The 15782-nt window shown below is 69.8% G+C and carries 18 protein-coding genes and 1 pseudogene; 8 read left to right on the forward strand and 11 right to left on the reverse strand.

Annotated features, from left to right (window positions below):
- Nucleotides 1–88 precede the first annotated feature (88 nt).
- The 5 genes from LR948_RS10935 (at nt 89) to LR948_RS10955 (ending at nt 2722) form a co-directional block, all read left to right on the forward strand.
- Entirely contained in the window at nt 89–514 is a 426-nt protein-coding gene (locus tag LR948_RS10935) for an Lrp/AsnC family transcriptional regulator (RefSeq protein WP_232754051.1), read from the forward strand.
- 156 nt (nt 515–670) lie between these two features.
- Entirely contained in the window at nt 671–1009 is a 339-nt protein-coding gene (locus LR948_RS10940) for a hypothetical protein (RefSeq protein ID WP_232754052.1), read from the forward strand.
- 230 nt (nt 1010–1239) lie between these two features.
- On the forward strand, nt 1240–1575 hold the full coding sequence (locus LR948_RS10945; protein ID WP_232754053.1) for a TM2 domain-containing protein: 336 nt from the start codon (nt 1240–1242) through the stop codon (nt 1573–1575).
- Between the two features lie 41 nt (nt 1576–1616).
- Nucleotides 1617–2252: a DUF4339 domain-containing protein gene (locus tag LR948_RS10950; protein ID WP_232754054.1), complete on the forward strand. Its 636-nt coding sequence runs from the start codon at nt 1617–1619 to the stop codon at nt 2250–2252.
- A 95-nt stretch (nt 2253–2347) separates the two neighbouring features.
- Nucleotides 2348–2722, forward strand: a complete 375-nt coding sequence (locus LR948_RS10955; protein WP_232754055.1) for a hypothetical protein — start codon at nt 2348–2350, stop codon at nt 2720–2722.
- 88 nt (nt 2723–2810) lie between these two features.
- On the opposite strand, the gene LR948_RS10960 is transcribed toward LR948_RS10955, so the two are convergent.
- A complete protein-coding gene (locus LR948_RS10960; RefSeq protein ID WP_232754056.1) occupies nt 2811–3494 on the reverse strand; it encodes a type 1 glutamine amidotransferase domain-containing protein in 684 nt (227 codons plus the stop codon).
- Nucleotides 3495–3749: 255 nt separating this feature from the next.
- Here LR948_RS10960 and LR948_RS10965 point away from each other — a divergent pair, with 255 nt between their 5' ends.
- On the forward strand, nt 3750–4658 hold the full coding sequence (locus LR948_RS10965; protein ID WP_232754057.1) for a LysR family transcriptional regulator: 909 nt from the start codon (nt 3750–3752) through the stop codon (nt 4656–4658).
- A 210-nt stretch (nt 4659–4868) separates the two neighbouring features.
- Here the strand turns inward: LR948_RS10965 and LR948_RS10970 are convergent, their stop codons facing one another.
- The 3 genes from LR948_RS10970 to LR948_RS10980 all read right to left on the reverse strand — a co-directional run bounded on the left by LR948_RS10970 (nt 4869) and on the right by LR948_RS10980 (nt 7848).
- Nucleotides 4869–5354 carry an SRPBCC family protein gene (locus tag LR948_RS10970; protein WP_232754058.1) on the reverse strand — a complete coding sequence of 162 codons (486 nt, stop codon included), beginning with the start codon at nt 5352–5354 and terminating at the stop codon, nt 4869–4871.
- A complete protein-coding gene (locus tag LR948_RS10975) occupies nt 5351–5692 on the reverse strand; it encodes a helix-turn-helix transcriptional regulator (protein ID WP_232754059.1) in 342 nt (113 codons plus the stop codon). The genes LR948_RS10970 and LR948_RS10975 overlap by 4 nt, the downstream gene beginning before the upstream one ends.
- Nucleotides 5693–5811: 119 nt before the next feature.
- The gene (locus LR948_RS10980) at nt 5812–7848 is read right to left on the reverse strand and encodes an NADH:flavin oxidoreductase (protein WP_232754060.1); all 2037 of its coding nucleotides are present in this window, start codon (nt 7846–7848) and stop codon (nt 5812–5814) included.
- A gap of 119 nt (nt 7849–7967) precedes the next feature.
- Between LR948_RS10980 and LR948_RS10985 the strand changes: the two genes are divergently transcribed.
- Nucleotides 7968–8624, forward strand: coding sequence for a TetR/AcrR family transcriptional regulator (locus LR948_RS10985; RefSeq protein ID WP_232754061.1), 657 nt, complete (start codon nt 7968–7970; stop codon nt 8622–8624).
- Between the two features lie 58 nt (nt 8625–8682).
- Here LR948_RS10985 and LR948_RS10990 read toward each other — a convergent pair whose 3' ends face one another.
- The 5 genes and pseudogenes from LR948_RS10990 to LR948_RS11010 all read right to left on the reverse strand — a co-directional run.
- The gene (locus tag LR948_RS10990) at nt 8683–10452 is read right to left on the reverse strand and encodes a SulP family inorganic anion transporter (protein ID WP_232754062.1); all 1770 of its coding nucleotides are present in this window, start codon (nt 10450–10452) and stop codon (nt 8683–8685) included.
- A 3-nt stretch (nt 10453–10455) separates the two neighbouring features.
- Entirely contained in the window at nt 10456–10836 is a 381-nt protein-coding gene (locus LR948_RS10995; RefSeq protein WP_232754063.1) for a rhodanese-like domain-containing protein, read from the reverse strand.
- A gap of 10 nt (nt 10837–10846) precedes the next feature.
- On the reverse strand, nt 10847–11767 hold the full coding sequence (locus LR948_RS11000; protein ID WP_232754064.1) for an MBL fold metallo-hydrolase: 921 nt from the start codon (nt 11765–11767) through the stop codon (nt 10847–10849).
- Between the two features lie 3 nt (nt 11768–11770).
- Nucleotides 11771–12202 carry a DUF6691 family protein gene (locus LR948_RS11005; protein WP_232754065.1) on the reverse strand — a complete coding sequence of 144 codons (432 nt, stop codon included), beginning with the start codon at nt 12200–12202 and terminating at the stop codon, nt 11771–11773.
- Between the two features lie 10 nt (nt 12203–12212).
- Nucleotides 12213–12683: pseudogene (locus LR948_RS11010) on the reverse strand (YeeE/YedE family protein); the annotation flags it as partial.
- Between the two features lie 81 nt (nt 12684–12764).
- Here LR948_RS11010 and LR948_RS11015 point away from each other — a divergent pair.
- Nucleotides 12765–13070 (forward strand): metalloregulator ArsR/SmtB family transcription factor, encoded by a 306-nt coding sequence (locus LR948_RS11015; RefSeq protein WP_232754067.1) that lies wholly within the window; start codon nt 12765–12767, stop codon nt 13068–13070.
- Nucleotides 13071–13135: 65 nt separating this feature from the next.
- Here the strand turns inward: LR948_RS11015 and LR948_RS11020 are convergent, their stop codons facing one another.
- On the reverse strand, nt 13136–14977 hold the full coding sequence (locus LR948_RS11020; protein ID WP_232754068.1) for a long-chain fatty acid--CoA ligase: 1842 nt from the start codon (nt 14975–14977) through the stop codon (nt 13136–13138).
- 7 nt (nt 14978–14984) lie between these two features.
- The gene (locus tag LR948_RS11025; protein WP_232754069.1) at nt 14985–15779 is read right to left on the reverse strand and encodes an ABC transporter ATP-binding protein; all 795 of its coding nucleotides are present in this window, start codon (nt 15777–15779) and stop codon (nt 14985–14987) included.
- Nucleotides 15780–15782 lie beyond the last annotated feature (3 nt).

The following is a 15782-nucleotide window of genomic DNA, read 5'->3' on the forward strand; positions in this document are numbered from 1 at the left end:
AGGGCGCGCTGTGCACTGACATTGCAAAAATGACTCGCGCGGTGTGAAATACGGCGGAATTCGTGACATTGATTGGAGCATTTCGTTCATGAGACTTGTCGACGAAACCGACCGAGAATTGATCTCGGTGCTGCGCCGCGACGGGCGCGCGCCGGTCTCGAAGATCGCCGAAATCCTCGACGTCTCGCGCGCCACCGTGCAGCGCCGGCTCGACAGCCTGGTCGAGGACGGCGTGGTCCTCGGCTTCACCGTGCGCGCCCGCGAGGCGGTCGACGCCGAGGGCGTCTCGGCGATGATGGCGCTCGAGGTGCGCGATCAGAACGCCTCGGCGGTGATCCGGCGGCTGCGCGGCATCCCCGAGCTGCGCACGCTTTATTCGACCAACGGCAAATGGGACCTGATCGCCATGATCGAGGCGCAGGACCTGTCGGATTTCGACCGCGTTCTGGGCGAGGTCCGCGAGGTCACCGGCATCGCCAACAGCGAGACCAACATTCTTCTGAGCGCCGTCTGAGCCGCCCGGCTCAGGACCACACAACCCAAGATTGATCATTGCGCGCCCTGCCGCGCAAAACTTCGCCCCGGATACGGAAACAATCCGCCCGGGCGGGCGTGACTATTCCGCGATAACCCGGGTTCGCATTTTTGCACTTTATGAATGATTGACAGAATGGCCGGCGCCGATGCAACTTCCCCGGCATTTCCTCGGGAGTTTTTCGTGCGAGTGTTTTCCGGTCCTTATTTTTTGACCTATGCCTTTCTCGGTCTGGCGGCCAGCGCGCTGGCCGCCGAGACCACCCGCGAGTGCCGCGGCGAAGGCGACGCCCGCATCTGCGCCACGATCACCACTCATGAGGACAATTCCATGGTGGTGAAAACCTCGGATTCCGAGGGAAATACCTATGAAATCCGCAGCTGGAGCGACGCCAAGGGCACCCATAGCGTCGACAGCCGGGGCAACCGCTGCACCATCACCCGCAGCGGCGCGATCATCGGATGCGGCCAATGACAGCCCCTGCGCGCGTGGTGACGGGCCCGGGCCTGTCGAGGCCCCGCGCGAGACATTCGGCAATTCCGATCCATTGCTTATTCCGCCTTTATTGCGCCGCAATTCGCTGTGTCTTTCCAAACACGCTTATTCTCATTTCCCCGGCATTTTCCCAAGGCCGGGCGAAATCACTTGGCGGATGGCCCCGCTTTCCCTCTTTCTAACCAATCAATCACAAGTTGAGGTATTCCATGTCCCTGACAGTCGATCAGCAGATCCTTATCGAACAGCGCGTGAGCAATGACGCGCGCTCCCCGGTTGTCGCCTACCTGCTCTGGTTCTTCCTGGGCGGGCTTGGCGGGCACCGCTTCTACCTGGGCCGGACCGGCTCGGCGGTGGTGCTCCTGGTGCTGATGCTCGGTGGCATCGCGACCTCGGCCTTCCTGATCGGGCTGCCGCTCTTGGCGATCGCGGGCTGCTGGCTGTTGGTCGACGCCTTCCTGATCCCCGGCATGATCCGCGCCGACACCGAGGCGCTGCGCAGCCGGCTGACCAAGGCGGGGATCACCGGCGGGCCGGGGCAGTAAGGCCCCGCCCAAGCGGGGCGCAACATCCAAGGGAGGCAAGGATGGCAGAGACTGGCACACCCCCGCGGCAGGCCCTGGCCCCCGTGCCGCCCCGGGTCGAGCCCGCGCTGACCGGGAAACCGCCGCATCCGCTCGATGCACAGTGGTTCATGAATTCCGAGGGCGAGACCTACGGCCCCTACAGTGGCCACGCCCTGCGTCAGTTCGCCGGGGAGGGGCGACTGACGCCCGAGACCGAGGTGATCCGCGACGGCGCCGGGACCTGGACAACCGCAGCCGAGGATACCGCGCTGCGGCGGCTCTTTCCCGACCTGCCGGCGCTCAGGCCGCAGGGCGCGGTGGCGGGCACCTCGGGCTCGGCGGGCGATCACGGGACGGTGGTGCAGATCACCAATACCGTCTCCGCCCCGCGCCCGGCGGCGGCGATCCTCGAGCCCGGGGCGAACAAGTCGCCGGGGCTCGCGCTGCTCCTGTCGCTGGTGATCGTCGGGCTCGGGCAGATCTACAACGGCGAGACGGCCAAGGGCATCATGATGTTCCTGGGCTGCCTGCTGCTCTGGGCGCTGCTCCTGGGCTGGGTGATCCACATCTGGGCCATGGTCGACGCCTATTCGCGGGCCAAGACGCTCCGGTCGCAATACGAGCTTTGGCACCTCGCGCAGGTGGCGGCCCGATGATGCGCTCCTGGACCCTCTCGCGCCCCTGCGCGCAATGCCGGCCCAGCGCCGCGGCGCGCCGGGCGACCTGCCCCGCCTGCGGACGGCGCCATGCCATGGGCCCCACGACGCTGGAGCTGCCCCGCCTGCCGGTCTGGATTGACCGGCCGCTCGCGGGCTGGCTGCGCGGCCGCGACCTGCCCGAGATCGCGCTACACCTGGCCTGCGTGCCCCTGCTGCTGCCCCTGCCGCTGGCCGCACTGGCGCTTGGCGGCCTGCATCTGGCGCGGCGCGGCACCCGCGGCGACCAGCGCGAATGGCTGGTCATCATGGCGACGGCGGCGCTGAACCTGGGGCTGAGCCTCTATCTGCTGCACCTCCTGGGCGGGGCCTTGGCCGAGACCGCGCTGGAGGGGCTGCAGGATCTTTGGCGGATGGTCCTGCCCCTGGGCGGCGAGGCCCCCGGCCCCGCGCCCTCGGTCGAGGTCTGAGGCCCGGCCCGTCACGCAAAACGGCGGCCCCGGGCATCCCCGAGACCGCCGTGTCCACGTCACGCCGCACAAGCGGCGGCGCGTCGCCTTACTTCAGCAGCGCCAGCACCTTCTCGGCCGCGCCCTCCGAGGAGGCCGGGTTCTGCCCGGTCACCAGCCGGCCATCGGCGACGGCATGGGGCTGCCAGTCCTCGACGCCCTCGAAATCGGCGCCCAGCTCGCGCAGGCGGCTTTCCAGCAGGAAGGGCATCGCCTCGGCCAGGCCCACGCCGCGCTCTTCGCTGTCGGTGAAGGCCGAGACCTTGCGCCCCTTCACGATCGGCGCGCCGCTGGCGTCCACCGCCTTGGAGAAGGCCGCCGGGCCGTGGCAAACCGAGGCCACCACCTTGCCCTGGTCCCAGGCCGAACCGATCACCTTGGCGACCAGGTCGCTTTCGGCCAGGTCGTACATCGCGCCATGGCCGCCGGGGATATAAAGCGCGTCATACTCGGCGATGTCCTGATCCTCGAGCTTGCCGGGCGCCTCGAGCCGCGCGGTCGCCGTGGCATCCTCGCGGAAGCGCGTCACCGAGGCCGGGGCGTCCTCGCCCGTGGCGTCGGAATTGGGGTCGATCGGCACCGATTTGCCGCCCAGCGTGACCAGCGTCACCTCGTGGCCGGCGTCGAGGAAGGCGTAATAGGGCGTCGCCAGTTCCTCGTACCAGACGCCGGTCGATTTGCCGGTCTCGCCGAGGACATCCGATGCGGTCGAAAGAATGAGAATACGTGCCATGTTGCTGTCTCCTAGCGGTCAAAATCCTTGGTCGGGGTCGGGCGCGGCCCGGGAAAGGCGCGGCACCGAGAGCCCGGTCAGGGCGTCCAACACCGCAGGTGGGGCGCTTGTTCCTGATCCTGTCTGGCGCGGCATCGCGGCCTCCTGTCCCATGTCGGGCGGCGCTGTTTGCGCCCCGTCGAGGGCAGAGATAGGCGTCGCGCGCCCATATGAGAAATTGATGCAGACAAGGTCAGAAATCGATAGTCCGGGCATATGATGCCCGACCTCGCCCTGCTGCGCGTCTTCCATGCGGTCATGGAAGAGCGCAATGTCACCGCCGCCGCCGAACGGCTCGGCCAGTCGCAAAGCACCGTGAGCGCCGCGCTCTCGCGGCTGCGCGAGGCCTTGGGAGACGAGCTGTTCCTGCGCGCCCGCTACGGCGTGGAGCCAACCGAGAAGGCGCTGGAGATCGCGCCCGACATCGCCGCGGGGCTCGAACGGCTGGAACAGGCCTTCCGCGCTGCCGAGCCTTTCGATCCCGGCCGCACCACCCGGCGCTTCCGGCTGCTGCTGGGCCCCTACGTGGAGATCGTGCTCTTGCCCGAGCTGGCCGCCGCCTTCGCCGAACGCGCCCCGCGCGCGGCGCTGGAGATCGCGCCGCTGGGCCCCGACCTCGACCCGCGCAGCCTCGCCGGGCGGGCCTTTGACCTGGCGCTCGGCAGGTTCCACAGTGCGCCCGAGGAGCTGGTGGTTTCGGAGCTTTTCGAGGACGGGTTCCGCTGCCTTGTCGCGCCCGAGGCGCTGCCGGAGGGCGCGCCGCTCGACCGGGAGAGCTACGAGCGGCTGCCGCATGTGGTGGTCGCCCCGCCGGGCAAATGGCGCACCGGGCTGCACAAGCGGATGGAGGGCACGGGGCTGCGCCGCAACACCGCGCTGGTGGTCTCGCATTTCCTGTCGGCCCCGCCGGCGGTGGCGCGGCTGGGCGGGATCGCGACGGTGCCGCGCCGGGTGGCGGCGATGACCGCCGGGCCCTTCGGGCTGCGCGACCTGCCGGTGCCCGTGGACCTCGGGCAGTTCCCGAGCCAGGTCGCCTGGCACCCGCGCCTGCGCCGCGACCCCGGCCACGCCTGGCTGCGCGGGCTGGTGGGCGAGATCGTGGCGGGGTTCAATGGGACGGGGTGAGGGCCCGGGGCTACGGGTGGATCAGGCAGGCGGCGGATGCGCGGGGTCGAGCGGTGCCGCGCTGCCATCCGTAGAAACAGGAGCGGCGTCCGGGCCGCGTCGCCTCGACGGAGCGGCGCGCGGCCTTTATGAGCACCGACAGCGCGCCGCGAGGCCCTCAAGGCCCACGGCGCGGAGCGCTCCTTGCCCCCGCGCCGCCTGCCCTTCCACCTACCGCGCCGAGGCGTCCGCCTGCAGGCTCTGCGCATAAGCCTCGAGCTGCGTCGCCACGGTGCCCCAGCCGCCGTGGAAGCCCATCTCCTCGTGCTGGGCCCGCGCCGCCTCGGAGCGGTGGCGGGCCGTCGCGGTGTAGGAGGTGCCGCCCTCGGGGTGATCCTCGAACTCGATGATCGCCGTCATAAAAGGGTCGACGGCGGGCTTCCAGCCCTCGGAATAGGCGTCGGTGAAGACCAGCTTCCGGCCCTCGATCACCTCGAGCACCACGCCGAGGTTGCGCATCTCCGCGCCCTCGACCCAGAAGGTCGTGTTGAACCGCCCGCCGGGGCGCAGGTCGATCTCGCAGTCGGTGACCTCATGCGGCTTCGGCACGAAGAACTGCTTGATATGCGCGGGCGTGGTCCAGCACTCCCACAGAAGCGCCCGGGGCGCGTCGAGCCGGCGGGTGAAGGTCAGGTCGGTCGCAGGGTCGAGGATCATCTCTCGCGCTCCTTTTTCAGGGAAGTGACGTAATCGTCGAAACGGTCGAGCCGCCCGGTCCAGAGCGCCCGCTGTTCGGCGAGCCAGTCCTGCACCGGGGTGAAGGCATCGGGCGCCAGCGCGCAGACCCGCACGCGGCCCTCCTTGGCCGTGGTGATGAGCCCCGCCGCCTCGAGCTTCCTGAGGTGCCCCATGAAGGAGGGCAGCGCCATGTCGTGCGGGGCGGCCAGCTCGCTGACGCTGGCTCGCCCGCGCGCGAGGCGGGTCAGGATCGCCCGCCGGGTCGGGTCGCCCAGCGCCGCGAAGTGCAGATCGAGTCGGGGGTCATACTTAGCCATGTGACTAACAAAGCACGGCACCCCGGCGCGCGGCAAGGAAAACTTAGGATGTTGCATAAGTTTTGACCGCGCGCGGGCGCGCGACGGGCCTTGCGCCGCGCCCCCGGCCTGCCCCCGGCCTAGAGCACCTTGCAGAGCCGCAGCGCGTCGTAGATCGCCGCATGGGTGTTGCGCGCCGCCACCGCGTCGCCGATGCGGAAGAGCTGGTAGGCGCCATCAGGATTGCGCGTGACCCTCTGCGGCGCACCCGCGATGAGCGCCTCGTAGTCGACCTCACCGAGGTTGCTGGAGCCCTCCAGAAGCTCGAAATAGACCTCGTCGAGCGGCCGCGTGCCGTGGTTCACCACCACCTGATCGACGTGGCGGGTCCGGCGCGCGCCGCCGTAGTCGCTGCCGAGCGTCGCGGTCAGCGCGTTGCCTTCGCGGCTCACGCCGGTCAGCACCCATGTCGGGGTGAAGGTCACCTCGCGCTCCTGCAGCGCGCGCAGGGCGGGGGTCAGCGACATGGCCATGACCTCGGATGAGATCGTCCGGTCGCGGGTCACGATCTCCACCTCGGCGCCCGTGGCGGCGATCTTCTCGGCAGCCTGCAGCCCCGCGTAATCGCCCGCGTCGTCGTAGATCAGCACCCGCGCGCCCGGCGCCACGTCGCCCGAGAGGATGTCCCAGGCCGAGACCACCAACCCGTTGCCCTCGGCCAGCACCTCGGTGTGCGGCAGCCCTCCAGTGGCGACCACCACCACGTCGGGGGCTTCGGCCGCGACACTCTCGGCATCGGCGAAGCTGTTGAACCGGAAGGTGACCCCCATCCGCGTGCATTCGGCGAACCGCCACTGGATGAGCTGCATCATCTCGGCCCGGCGCGGGCTCTGGGCGGTCAGCCGCACCTGCCCGCCGGGGTCGTTGGCCGCCTCGTGCAGGATCACCTCGTGGCCGCGTTCCGCCGCGACCCGCGCGGCCTCGAGCCCCGCCGGCCCCGCGCCGATCACCACCACGCGGCGGCGCGTCTCGGCCTTCGGCACGGCATGCGGCTGTTCCAGCTCGCGCCCCGTGGCGGGGTTGTGCAGGCAAAGCGCCATGCCGCCCTGGTAGATCCGGTCGAGGCAGTAGTTCGCGCCGACGCAGGGGCGGATGCGCTCTTCCTCGCCGCGCAGGATCTTGGCGACGATATGCGGGTCGGCCATATGCGCGCGGGTCATGCCGACCATGTCGAGCTTGCCGCTGGCAATGGCGTGACGGGCGGTCGCCACGTCCTGGATCTTGGCGGCGTGGAAGGTCGGGAACTTGGTCGCGGCGCGGATCTCTCCGGCGAAGTCGAGATGCGGGTTCGCGCGCATCCCCTGCACCGGGATCACGTCGGTCAGCCCGGCGTCAGTGTCGATATGGCCGCGAATCACGTTGAGGAAATCCACCAGCCCGCTGTCCTTCAGCCGGTGCGAAATCTCTAGCCCCTCGTTCCGGCTGATGCCGCCGGGCAGGTCCTCGTCGGCGACATAGCGGATGCCGACCAGGAAGTCCGGCCCCACCCGCGCGCGGACCGCGCGCAGCACCTCCATGGAGAAGCGCATGCGGTTCTCGAGACCGCCGCCGTAGGGGCCGTCCAAAGTGTTGGTGACCGGCGACCAGAACTGGTCGAGCAGATGGCCATAGGCCTGGATCTCGATCCCGTCGAGGCCCGCGGCCTTCATGCGTTCGGCGGCATCGGCGTAATCCTCTGTGATCCGCGCGATGTCCCAGGGCTCGGCCTTCTTCGGGAAGGCCTTGTGCGCCACCTCGCGCTCGTGGCTCGAAGAGACCACCGGCAGCCAGTCGGCCTTGTCCCAGCGGGTGCGGCGACCAAGATGGGTGAGCTGGATCATCACCGCGCAGTCGTGTTCGTGGCATTCGTCGGCGAGCTTCTTCATCCAGCCGACCACCTCGTCCTTCCAGGCGAGGATGTTGTTGAAGACCGGCGGGCTGTCCCGCGCCACCGAGGCCGAGCCCGCGGTCATGGTCAGCGCCACCCCGGCCCGCGCGCGCTCGACGTGATAGGCGCGGTAGCGGTCCTTCGGCATGCCGTCTTCGGGGTAGGCCGGCTCGTGGCTGGTGATCATCAGCCGGTTCTTCAGGCGCAGGTGCTTGAGGTCATAGGGCTGAAGCAGGGGATCGTTCGACATCGGCGGCCTCCCGGGGCGGATGGGGTGATCCTTCCGCACAATGTTCACTTGTGTCAATATTTAGATCATCGCTGTCTATTTTTCTTGTGACCCCGCGCCCCGCGGCCTATCCTGGGCCCATGGCAGACAGGTCGACCATCCCGCCCGAGAAGGCCTCGGGCTGGCGCGGCTCGCGCGCGCTCTGGCTCGAGGCGGCCAAGCTGGCGCTGATCGAGGGCGGGCTCGCGGCGGTGAAGATCCAGCCGCTCGCGGCACGGCTCGAGCTGTCGCGCACCAGTTTCTACTGGTTCTTCAAGGACCGCCGGGCGCTGCTCGACGCGCTGCTCGAGGATTGGGACGCCAAGAACACCGGCGCCTTCCGCGCGGCCTGCGCGGGCTACGCCGAGACCATCGCCGAGGCGGTGCTGAACCTGATCGTGGTCTTCCACGACGAGGCGCTCTTCGAGCCGCGCCTCGACTTCGCGGTGCGCGGCTGGGCGCATCAGTCCGACGCGGTCACCGCGCGGGTGAACGCCGCCGACGAGGCCCGGCTCGCCGCGATCCGCGAGATGTTCGAACGCTTCAGCTTTGCGCCCGAGGACGCCGACGTCAGGGCGCGCACGGTCTACCTCGTGCAGATCGGCTACATCGCCATGCAGGTCGAGGAAGACCGCGCCCTGCGCATGGGCCGCGTGCCGGCCTACGTGCGGACCTACTGCGGGGTGGACGCGACCCCAGGCGAGCTGGCCCGCTTCCACGCGCGACTGGGCTATGTGGCGGAGGAAGATGTGGCGTGAAGGGGGTGGCCCGCTCACCCGTCCACCCCAAATAACGCGCCCCGCCTAGGCCCCGCGCCTACCGCCCCTGCCCCACCGCATGCGGGCCGACCGTCGGCTCGGAGAGCGCGCAGACGCCGGGCGCGCGCAGCGCCTCCCAGGCCTCGCCCTGCGACAGGAAGACCCGCCCGGTCAGCTCCTCGCAGAACCGGCTCCGGCGCAGGCGGTCCATGACCGGACCTTTCACCTCGCTCAGGTGCAGGCGCAGACCCGCCTCGCGCAGCCGGGTGTTGATGGTCTCCAGGCTCTCAAGCGCCGAGAGGTCGACCTCGTTCACCGCCGAGAAGACCAGCACCAGGTCGGTCAGCTCCGGGCGCTCGGCGACCAGCGCGGCGACGCGGTCCTCGAGGAAGCGGGCGTTCGGGAAATAGAGGCTCTCGTCGACCCGCAGGCTCAGGAGATGCGGCTGGGTCTCGACCCGGTGCCGCTTCACGTTGCGGAAATGCGCCGTGCCGGGCACCCGGCCCACCACCGCCATATGCGGGCGCGAGGTCTTGTAGAGATGCACCAGCACCGAGGCCGCGACCCCGGCGCTGACCCCGGCCTCGACACCGACCAAGAGCGTTAGCCCCATGGTCACCACCACCGCGAGGAAATCCGCGCCACTGAAGCGCCAGGCGCGGCGCAGGATCGACAGATCGACCAGGTTCAGAACCGCCACGATGATCGTCGCGGCCAGCGTGGCCTTGGGCAGGTGATGGATCAGCGGCGTGAGATAAAGCGCCGCCAGCGCCAGCCCGAGCGCGGTGAAGGCCCCGGCGGCGGGCGTCCGCGCCCCGGCGTCGTGGTTGACCACCGAGCGCGAGAAGCCGCCGGTGACCGGGAAGCCGCCGCTGAAGCCCGCGCCGATATTGGCCGCGCCGAGGCCGATCAGCTCCTGGTCGGGATCGACGCGCTGGCGGCGGGAGGCGGCCAGCGTCTGGGCGACCGAGATCGATTCCACGAAGCCGATGACCGAGATCAGGAAGGCCGGACCGATGAGCTGGGCCAGGAGCTCGGGCGAGAGGCCGGGCGTGCTGAACGGCGGCAGGCTGCCGGGCACCGCGCCGACCACGGCGACGCCCCGGGCGGAGAGGTCGAAGGCCCAGACCACCCCGGTCGTGCCCGCGATCACCAGGACCGGCGCGGCCTTGGCCGCGATGTCGGCGAGCCGCGGCCCCGCGCCCAGCGCACGCAGCGCCGGCGTCAAGCCCCTGCGCATCCAGAAAAGCGCGCCAAGCGCCGCACCCCCGATGGTCAGCGTCGGCAGGTTTACCTGCCCGGCCTCGGCGGCGAGCGCCGCCAGGATCTCGGCCAGGGTGTGGCCGCCGCCCTCGATCCCGAGGATGTGGCGCAGCTGGCTGGCGGCGATCAGAAGGCCCGAGGCGGTGATGAACCCCGCGATCACCGGATGCGAGATGAAGTTTGCCAGGAACCCCAGCCGCAACAGCCCCAGTGCCACCAGGATCAGCCCCGAAAGGAAGGCCAGCGTCAGCGCGGCGGTCGCATAATCGGCGGTGCCCGCCTCGGCGACCTTGCCGACGGCGGCGGCGGTCATCAGCGAGACCACGGCGACCGGCCCGACCGCCAGGCTGCGGCTGCTGCCGAAGATGGCGTAAAGCAGGATCGGCACGATCGAGGCATAAAGCCCCGCCTCGGGCGGCAACCCGGCGAGCAGCGCATAGGCCAGCGACTGCGGCACCAGCATGATCGTCACGATCAGCGCCGCCAGGAGGTCGGCGCCCAACGTCTCGCGGCTGTAGCCGCGGCCCCAGTCGAGGACCGGCAGGTAGCGGGCCAGCGGGCGCATCGGTCAGTCGAGCGGCAGGCCGTCGCGGCGCCAGGCCGCCAGGCCGCCCTCGATCACCCGCGCCTCGTAGCCCATGCGGATGAGCGTATGCGCGGCGAGCCAGGCCCGCGTGCCCGAGGCGCAGAGGACGTGCACCGGCCCTGCCCCACGCTGGCGGGTGAGCGCGGAGAGCGCCGCGGGGCTCTCGGGGTCGGCGCGCACCTCGAGAAGACCGCGCGGCACATGCAGCGCCGTGGCGATGCGCCCGTCCGCGGTCAGCTCTCCCGGTTCGCGCACGTCGAGGATCACTTCGCCCGCCTCAGCGGCGGCCTGGGCCTCGGTCGGGGTGCTGGCTGATGCCAGAGCGCGGGCCGAGGCCAGCATGTCCTTGATGCCGATGGGCATGTCTCTCACCTCAGAAGAAGTTCAGCGGAATTTTCAGGTAGGAGCGCCCGTCATCCTCGGGCGCGGGCAGCCGCCCGCCGCGCAGGTTGATCTGCAGGGCGGCGAGCATCCGGTCGGGCAGCGGCAACGTGGCGTCGCGGGCGGCGCGCAGGTCGAGGAAGGTCTGCCGCTCGGTGCCCGCCTTCACATGCGGGTTCCGCGCGCGGTGCTCGGCGACCGTGGCCTCCCAGGCCGGGGTGTCGCGGCTGGCGCTGCCGTAGTCATGGCCGACAAACAGCCGCGTCTCGCCGGGCAGCGCCAGGATGTCCTGGATCGAGGCCCAGAGATCCTCGGTCGTGCCGCCGGGGAAATCCGCCCGCGACGTGCCCACGTCGACATGCATCAGCGTGTCGTGCACGAAGCCCGCGTCGCCGCAGATATAGCTGATCGAACCCAGCGTGTGGCCGGGCGAAAGCATCACCCGCATCTCCAGATTGCCCAGCGCGAAGGTCTCGCCGTCGGCGAAGAGCCGGTCGAAGTCGCGGTCGGGGTCGAAGGCCTCGGGCGTGTTGTAGAACCCGCGCCAGAGCGCCGCGATCTCGCGCACCTTGGCGCCGATGGCCGTGGGCGCGCCGGTGCGCGCGCGCAGCCGGGCCGAGGCCATGAGGTGATCCGCATGGGGATGCGTGTCGAGCACCCAGGCCACCTCGAGCCCCTCTCCGGCGACGATCTCCAGCACCTGCTCGAGGCTCTCCTCGGAGGTCGCCGCATGGGCCGGATCGTAGTTCAGCACCACGTCGATCAGCGCCGCCTGCCGGGTCTCGGGATCGGCGCAGATATACTGGATGGAGCCGGTGTCGGGGTCGTAGATCCCCCAGACATCCGGGCTGCCCGCCCCGGTGGAGGGCGAGTGCCTGACGATGCGGGTGTCCTGCGAATAGTCGCGTGGCATGGCTTACGCTCCTTTGGTCTGAAGAAAGCTGGGCCCCGGGCGCCGGCCGAGCCAGAGCCCGGCGAGCATGGCGGGCAGGAAGACTAGCGTGCCCGGCGCGAGCAGCGGCAGCGCCGTCCAGGCGGGCCCCGGGCAGAAGCCGCCGATCCCCCAGCCGAGCCCGAAAAGCGCCGATCCGGTCAGAAGGCGGGCATCGATCCGCGAGGTCGCGGGCAGTTCGAACCGGGGGTTGTAAAGCGGCGCGGGCCGGCGCCAGACCACCCGGTAGCCCAGGAAGCTGACCAGCATGGCGCCGCCCATGACGAAGGCGAGGCTCGGGTCCCAGCTCCCGAAGAAATCGAGGAAGTTCAGCACCTTGGCGGGGTTGGACATGCCCGAGACCACCAGCCCGACACCGAAGATCTGCCCGGCGATATATCCGATCAGGATGCGCATCGGTCCCTCCTTACAGCAGGTGGCGCAGCACGAAGACGGTCAGCGCGGCGCTGCCCATGAAGCTCGCGACCGCCGCCAGCGAGCGCGGCGAGAGCCGGGCCAGCCCGCAGACCCCGTGCCCGGAGGTGCAGCCCGAGCCGAGCGCGGTGCCGAGCCCTACGAGAAGCCCCGCCGCCAACATGGCCCAGAGGTTCTCGGGCACATCCTGCGGGATAGCCGCGCCGGTCAGGAGCTGCACCAGGAGCGGCGCCATCACCAGCCCGCCGATGAAGGCCAGCCGCCAGGACCACTCGGCCCCCGCCCCCTTGCCGAGGCCCGGCAGAACCCGCGCGAGCCCGCCGCTGGTGATGCCCGAGATGCCGGCGATCCGGCCCAGGGTGCCCATCAGAATGACGGCACTGAGCCCGATCAGCATGCCCCCGAAGAGCGAGGCCCATGGCGTGAAGGCCGTTGCGGTTCCCAGCTCCATCGCCCATTCTCCTTGATCCGATGCGGTCGACTTGCCCTTATGTAAGCGATGACTAAATTATAACAAGCTAATAATGCAATCCTGGTGAGCCCGATGAGTTTCACGGACCTGCACGACAAAGCCGACCAGGTCGCCGAGCGGCTGAACCTCATGGCCAACGCCAAGCGGCTGTTGATCCTGTGCCGCCTGGCCGAGGGCGAGGCCTCGGTCGGCGAGTTGCAGCAGCACGTCGACCTCAGCCAGTCGGCGCTGAGCCAGCATCTCGCCAAGCTGCGCGCCGCCGAGATCGTCGCCACCCGCCGCGAATCGCAGACCATCTACTACCGCCTCGCCGACCCCGAGACCGAACAGATGATGGCCGCCCTCTACGAGGTCTTCTGCGGGCCCGCGAAGCGGTAAGGGTGCGACCTAAAGGGCCCGGGGCCCGCCGTCCTCTCCGTCCCGAAGACCCAGCAAAGCCCCCCTCACGCCACCCCGCGGTCCGCGTAGAGCGACTCGATCTCGGCGCCGTAGCGGTCGGTGATCTTGCCGCGGCGGACCTTCATCGTGGCGGTCACCTCGCCGTCGTCGTGGTCGAGCTCCTTGGGCAGAAGCCAGACGCGCTTGACCTGTTCGACCCGGGCGAGCAGCGCGTTCTGCCGCGCGACCTCGGCGTCGATCAGCCCTGCGACGCGCGGGTTCTCGGCGAGCGAGCGGAAGGTCGTATAGGCGATGCCCTGCCCCTCGGCCCAGAGCCGCGTGGTGTCGGCGTCGAGCTGCACCAGCGCGGTCACATAGGGCCGCCGGTCGGCGATCACGATGCATTCCTTGATGTAGGGCGAGGCCTTCATGGTGTTCTCGATCAGCGAGGGCGCGAGGTTCTTGCCCGCCGCGTTGATCATGATGTCCTTCTTGCGGTCGACGATGGAGATCGAGCCGTCGGGCGCCTCCTCGGCGATGTCGCCGGTGTGCAGCCAGCCCCCGGCCAGGGTCTCGGCGCTGGCCTCGGGGTTGGCGTAATAGCCTTTGAAGACGATGCCGCCGCGGATCAGCAGCTCGCCATCCTCGGCGATGCGATGGCTGACGCCCTCGGGGAAGAAGCCGCAGCGGCCCGCGCTTTCGCCCCAGTCGGGCTGGATCGAGGCCGCGCCCGAGGTCTCGGACATGCCCCAGGCCTCGCGGAGGTTGATGCCGATGCCGCGCAGGAAGACCAGGAGATCCGCCGAGATCGGCGCCGCCGCGGTGATCGCGAAGGTGCAGCGGCCAAGCCCGAGGTAGCTGCGGATGTGACGGTAGACCAGCGCGTCCCAGAACCCATCCGCCAGACGCTGGCCAAAACTCCGCCGGCTGCGCGGCGTGCCCGCGCGGGCGGGGATCCGCGCCAGTGCCTTGAGCGTCAGCGCCCGGCGCAGCGGCGCGGCGGTCTGGGCCTGCACCATGACCCCGGCCTGCATCTTCTCCCAGATGCGGGGCACGCCGAAGAAGATCTGCGGGGCCGCATCGCGCAGATCGGCGGTGATGGTGCGCAGGCTCTCGCCGAAGTTCATCACGTGCTGGCCCGAGAGCGCGTTGGTCACCGTGACGTTCTGCTCGGCGATATGGCAAAGCGGCAGGTAGCTCAGGATGTTGGTGCCGGGCGGGTAGTCCCCGAAGAAGCCGGTCGCCAGGCAGGCGCTGGCGTGCAGGTTGGCGTGGCTGATCTCGGCGGCCTTGGGCGGACCGGTGGAGCCCGAGGTGAAGACCATCATGGCGGTGTCCTCGGGCCGCAGCGCGGCAAGCCGCGCGTCGATCTCGGGCCCCTGCGCGGCAAGCGCCGCCTGCCCTTGCGCCAGCAACTCGTCGAAGGAGAGCGCGCCCAGGTAGCTTTCCGCCTGCAGCCCCCGGGGGTCGAAGACGATCAGCCGGCGCAGCTTCGGCAGCCGCGCGCCCAGCTCGGCGATCTTGTCGAACTGCTCCTGGTCCTCGATGAAGAGGACCTCGGTGTCCGAGGCGTTTACCAGGTGGTCGATCTCGGCGGCGGGGCTGGTGGGATACATGCCCACGGTCACCCCGCCGGCCGCCTGGATGCCGAACTGGGCCAGGACCCATTCGCGGCGGTTCTCCGACAGGATGCCGAGATGCGTGCCCGGCGCCACGCCCAGCGCGATCAGCCCCGCGGCCAGGGCGCGGGTGGTGGCCTGCAGCTCCGCCCAGGTGAGCTCCTGCCAGATGCCGTGGCGCTTCTGGCGCATGGCGACGCCCGCGGGGTCGCTGGCGGCATGTTCGGCGATCAGCGCGACCTGGGTGCGGAAGCCCTTGGCGGCGAAGGTGCGGGGATCATAGGCCATGGCGCCCTCAGCTCAGCCAGCGCTTGCGGCGCTTGTAGTGTTTCACGTCGCGAAAGCTGTCGCGGGCGCTGCCCTCGGTCGCGACACCGAGGTAGAAGCTGCGGATGTCCTTGTCGTCGCGCAGCTTGGAGACCGGGCCCTCCATGACGATCTGGCCGCTTTCCATGATGTAGCCGTAGTCCGCGACCGAGAAGGCAACCCCGGCGTTCTGCTCGACCAGCAGGATCGAGACGCCGTCCTCGGCATTGAGCCGGCGCACCGTGTCGAAGATCTCGGCGACGATCTTCGGCGCGAGGCCCAGCGAGGGTTCGTCCATCAGGATCATCGAGGGCCGCGCGATCATCGCCCGCCCGAAGGCCAGCATCTGCTGCTCGCCGCCCGAGAGATAACCCGCGATCTGGCCGCGCCGCTCCTTCAGGCGGGGAAAGAAGGCATAGACCTTGTCGTAATCGGGCCGGAGGTCGCGCCCGCGCAGGGCGTAGGCGGCGGCGACCAGATTGTCCTCCACCGTCATCTCGGTGAAGATCCGCCGCCCCTCGCGGACGTGGAAGAGCCCGCGCTGCACCAGCCGGTCGGGCGCGATGCGGAAGACGTCCTCGCCGCGAAAGGTGATCCGCCCTTCGCCGACATGGCCGTTCTCCAGGCCCAGAAGGTTCGAGGCCGCCTTCAGCGTCGTCGACTTGCCCGCGCCATTGGTACCGAGAAGGGTCACGATCCGGCCCTCGGGCACCTCCAGCGACAGGCCCCGAAGGGCCTGCACGGTGTGGTGATAGGTGACCTCGATGTTCTCGATGCTCAGCATGGC

It is taken from the genome of Roseivivax sp. GX 12232 (genome assembly GCF_021272185.1).
GTDB lineage: Bacteria > Pseudomonadota > Alphaproteobacteria > Rhodobacterales > Rhodobacteraceae > Roseivivax.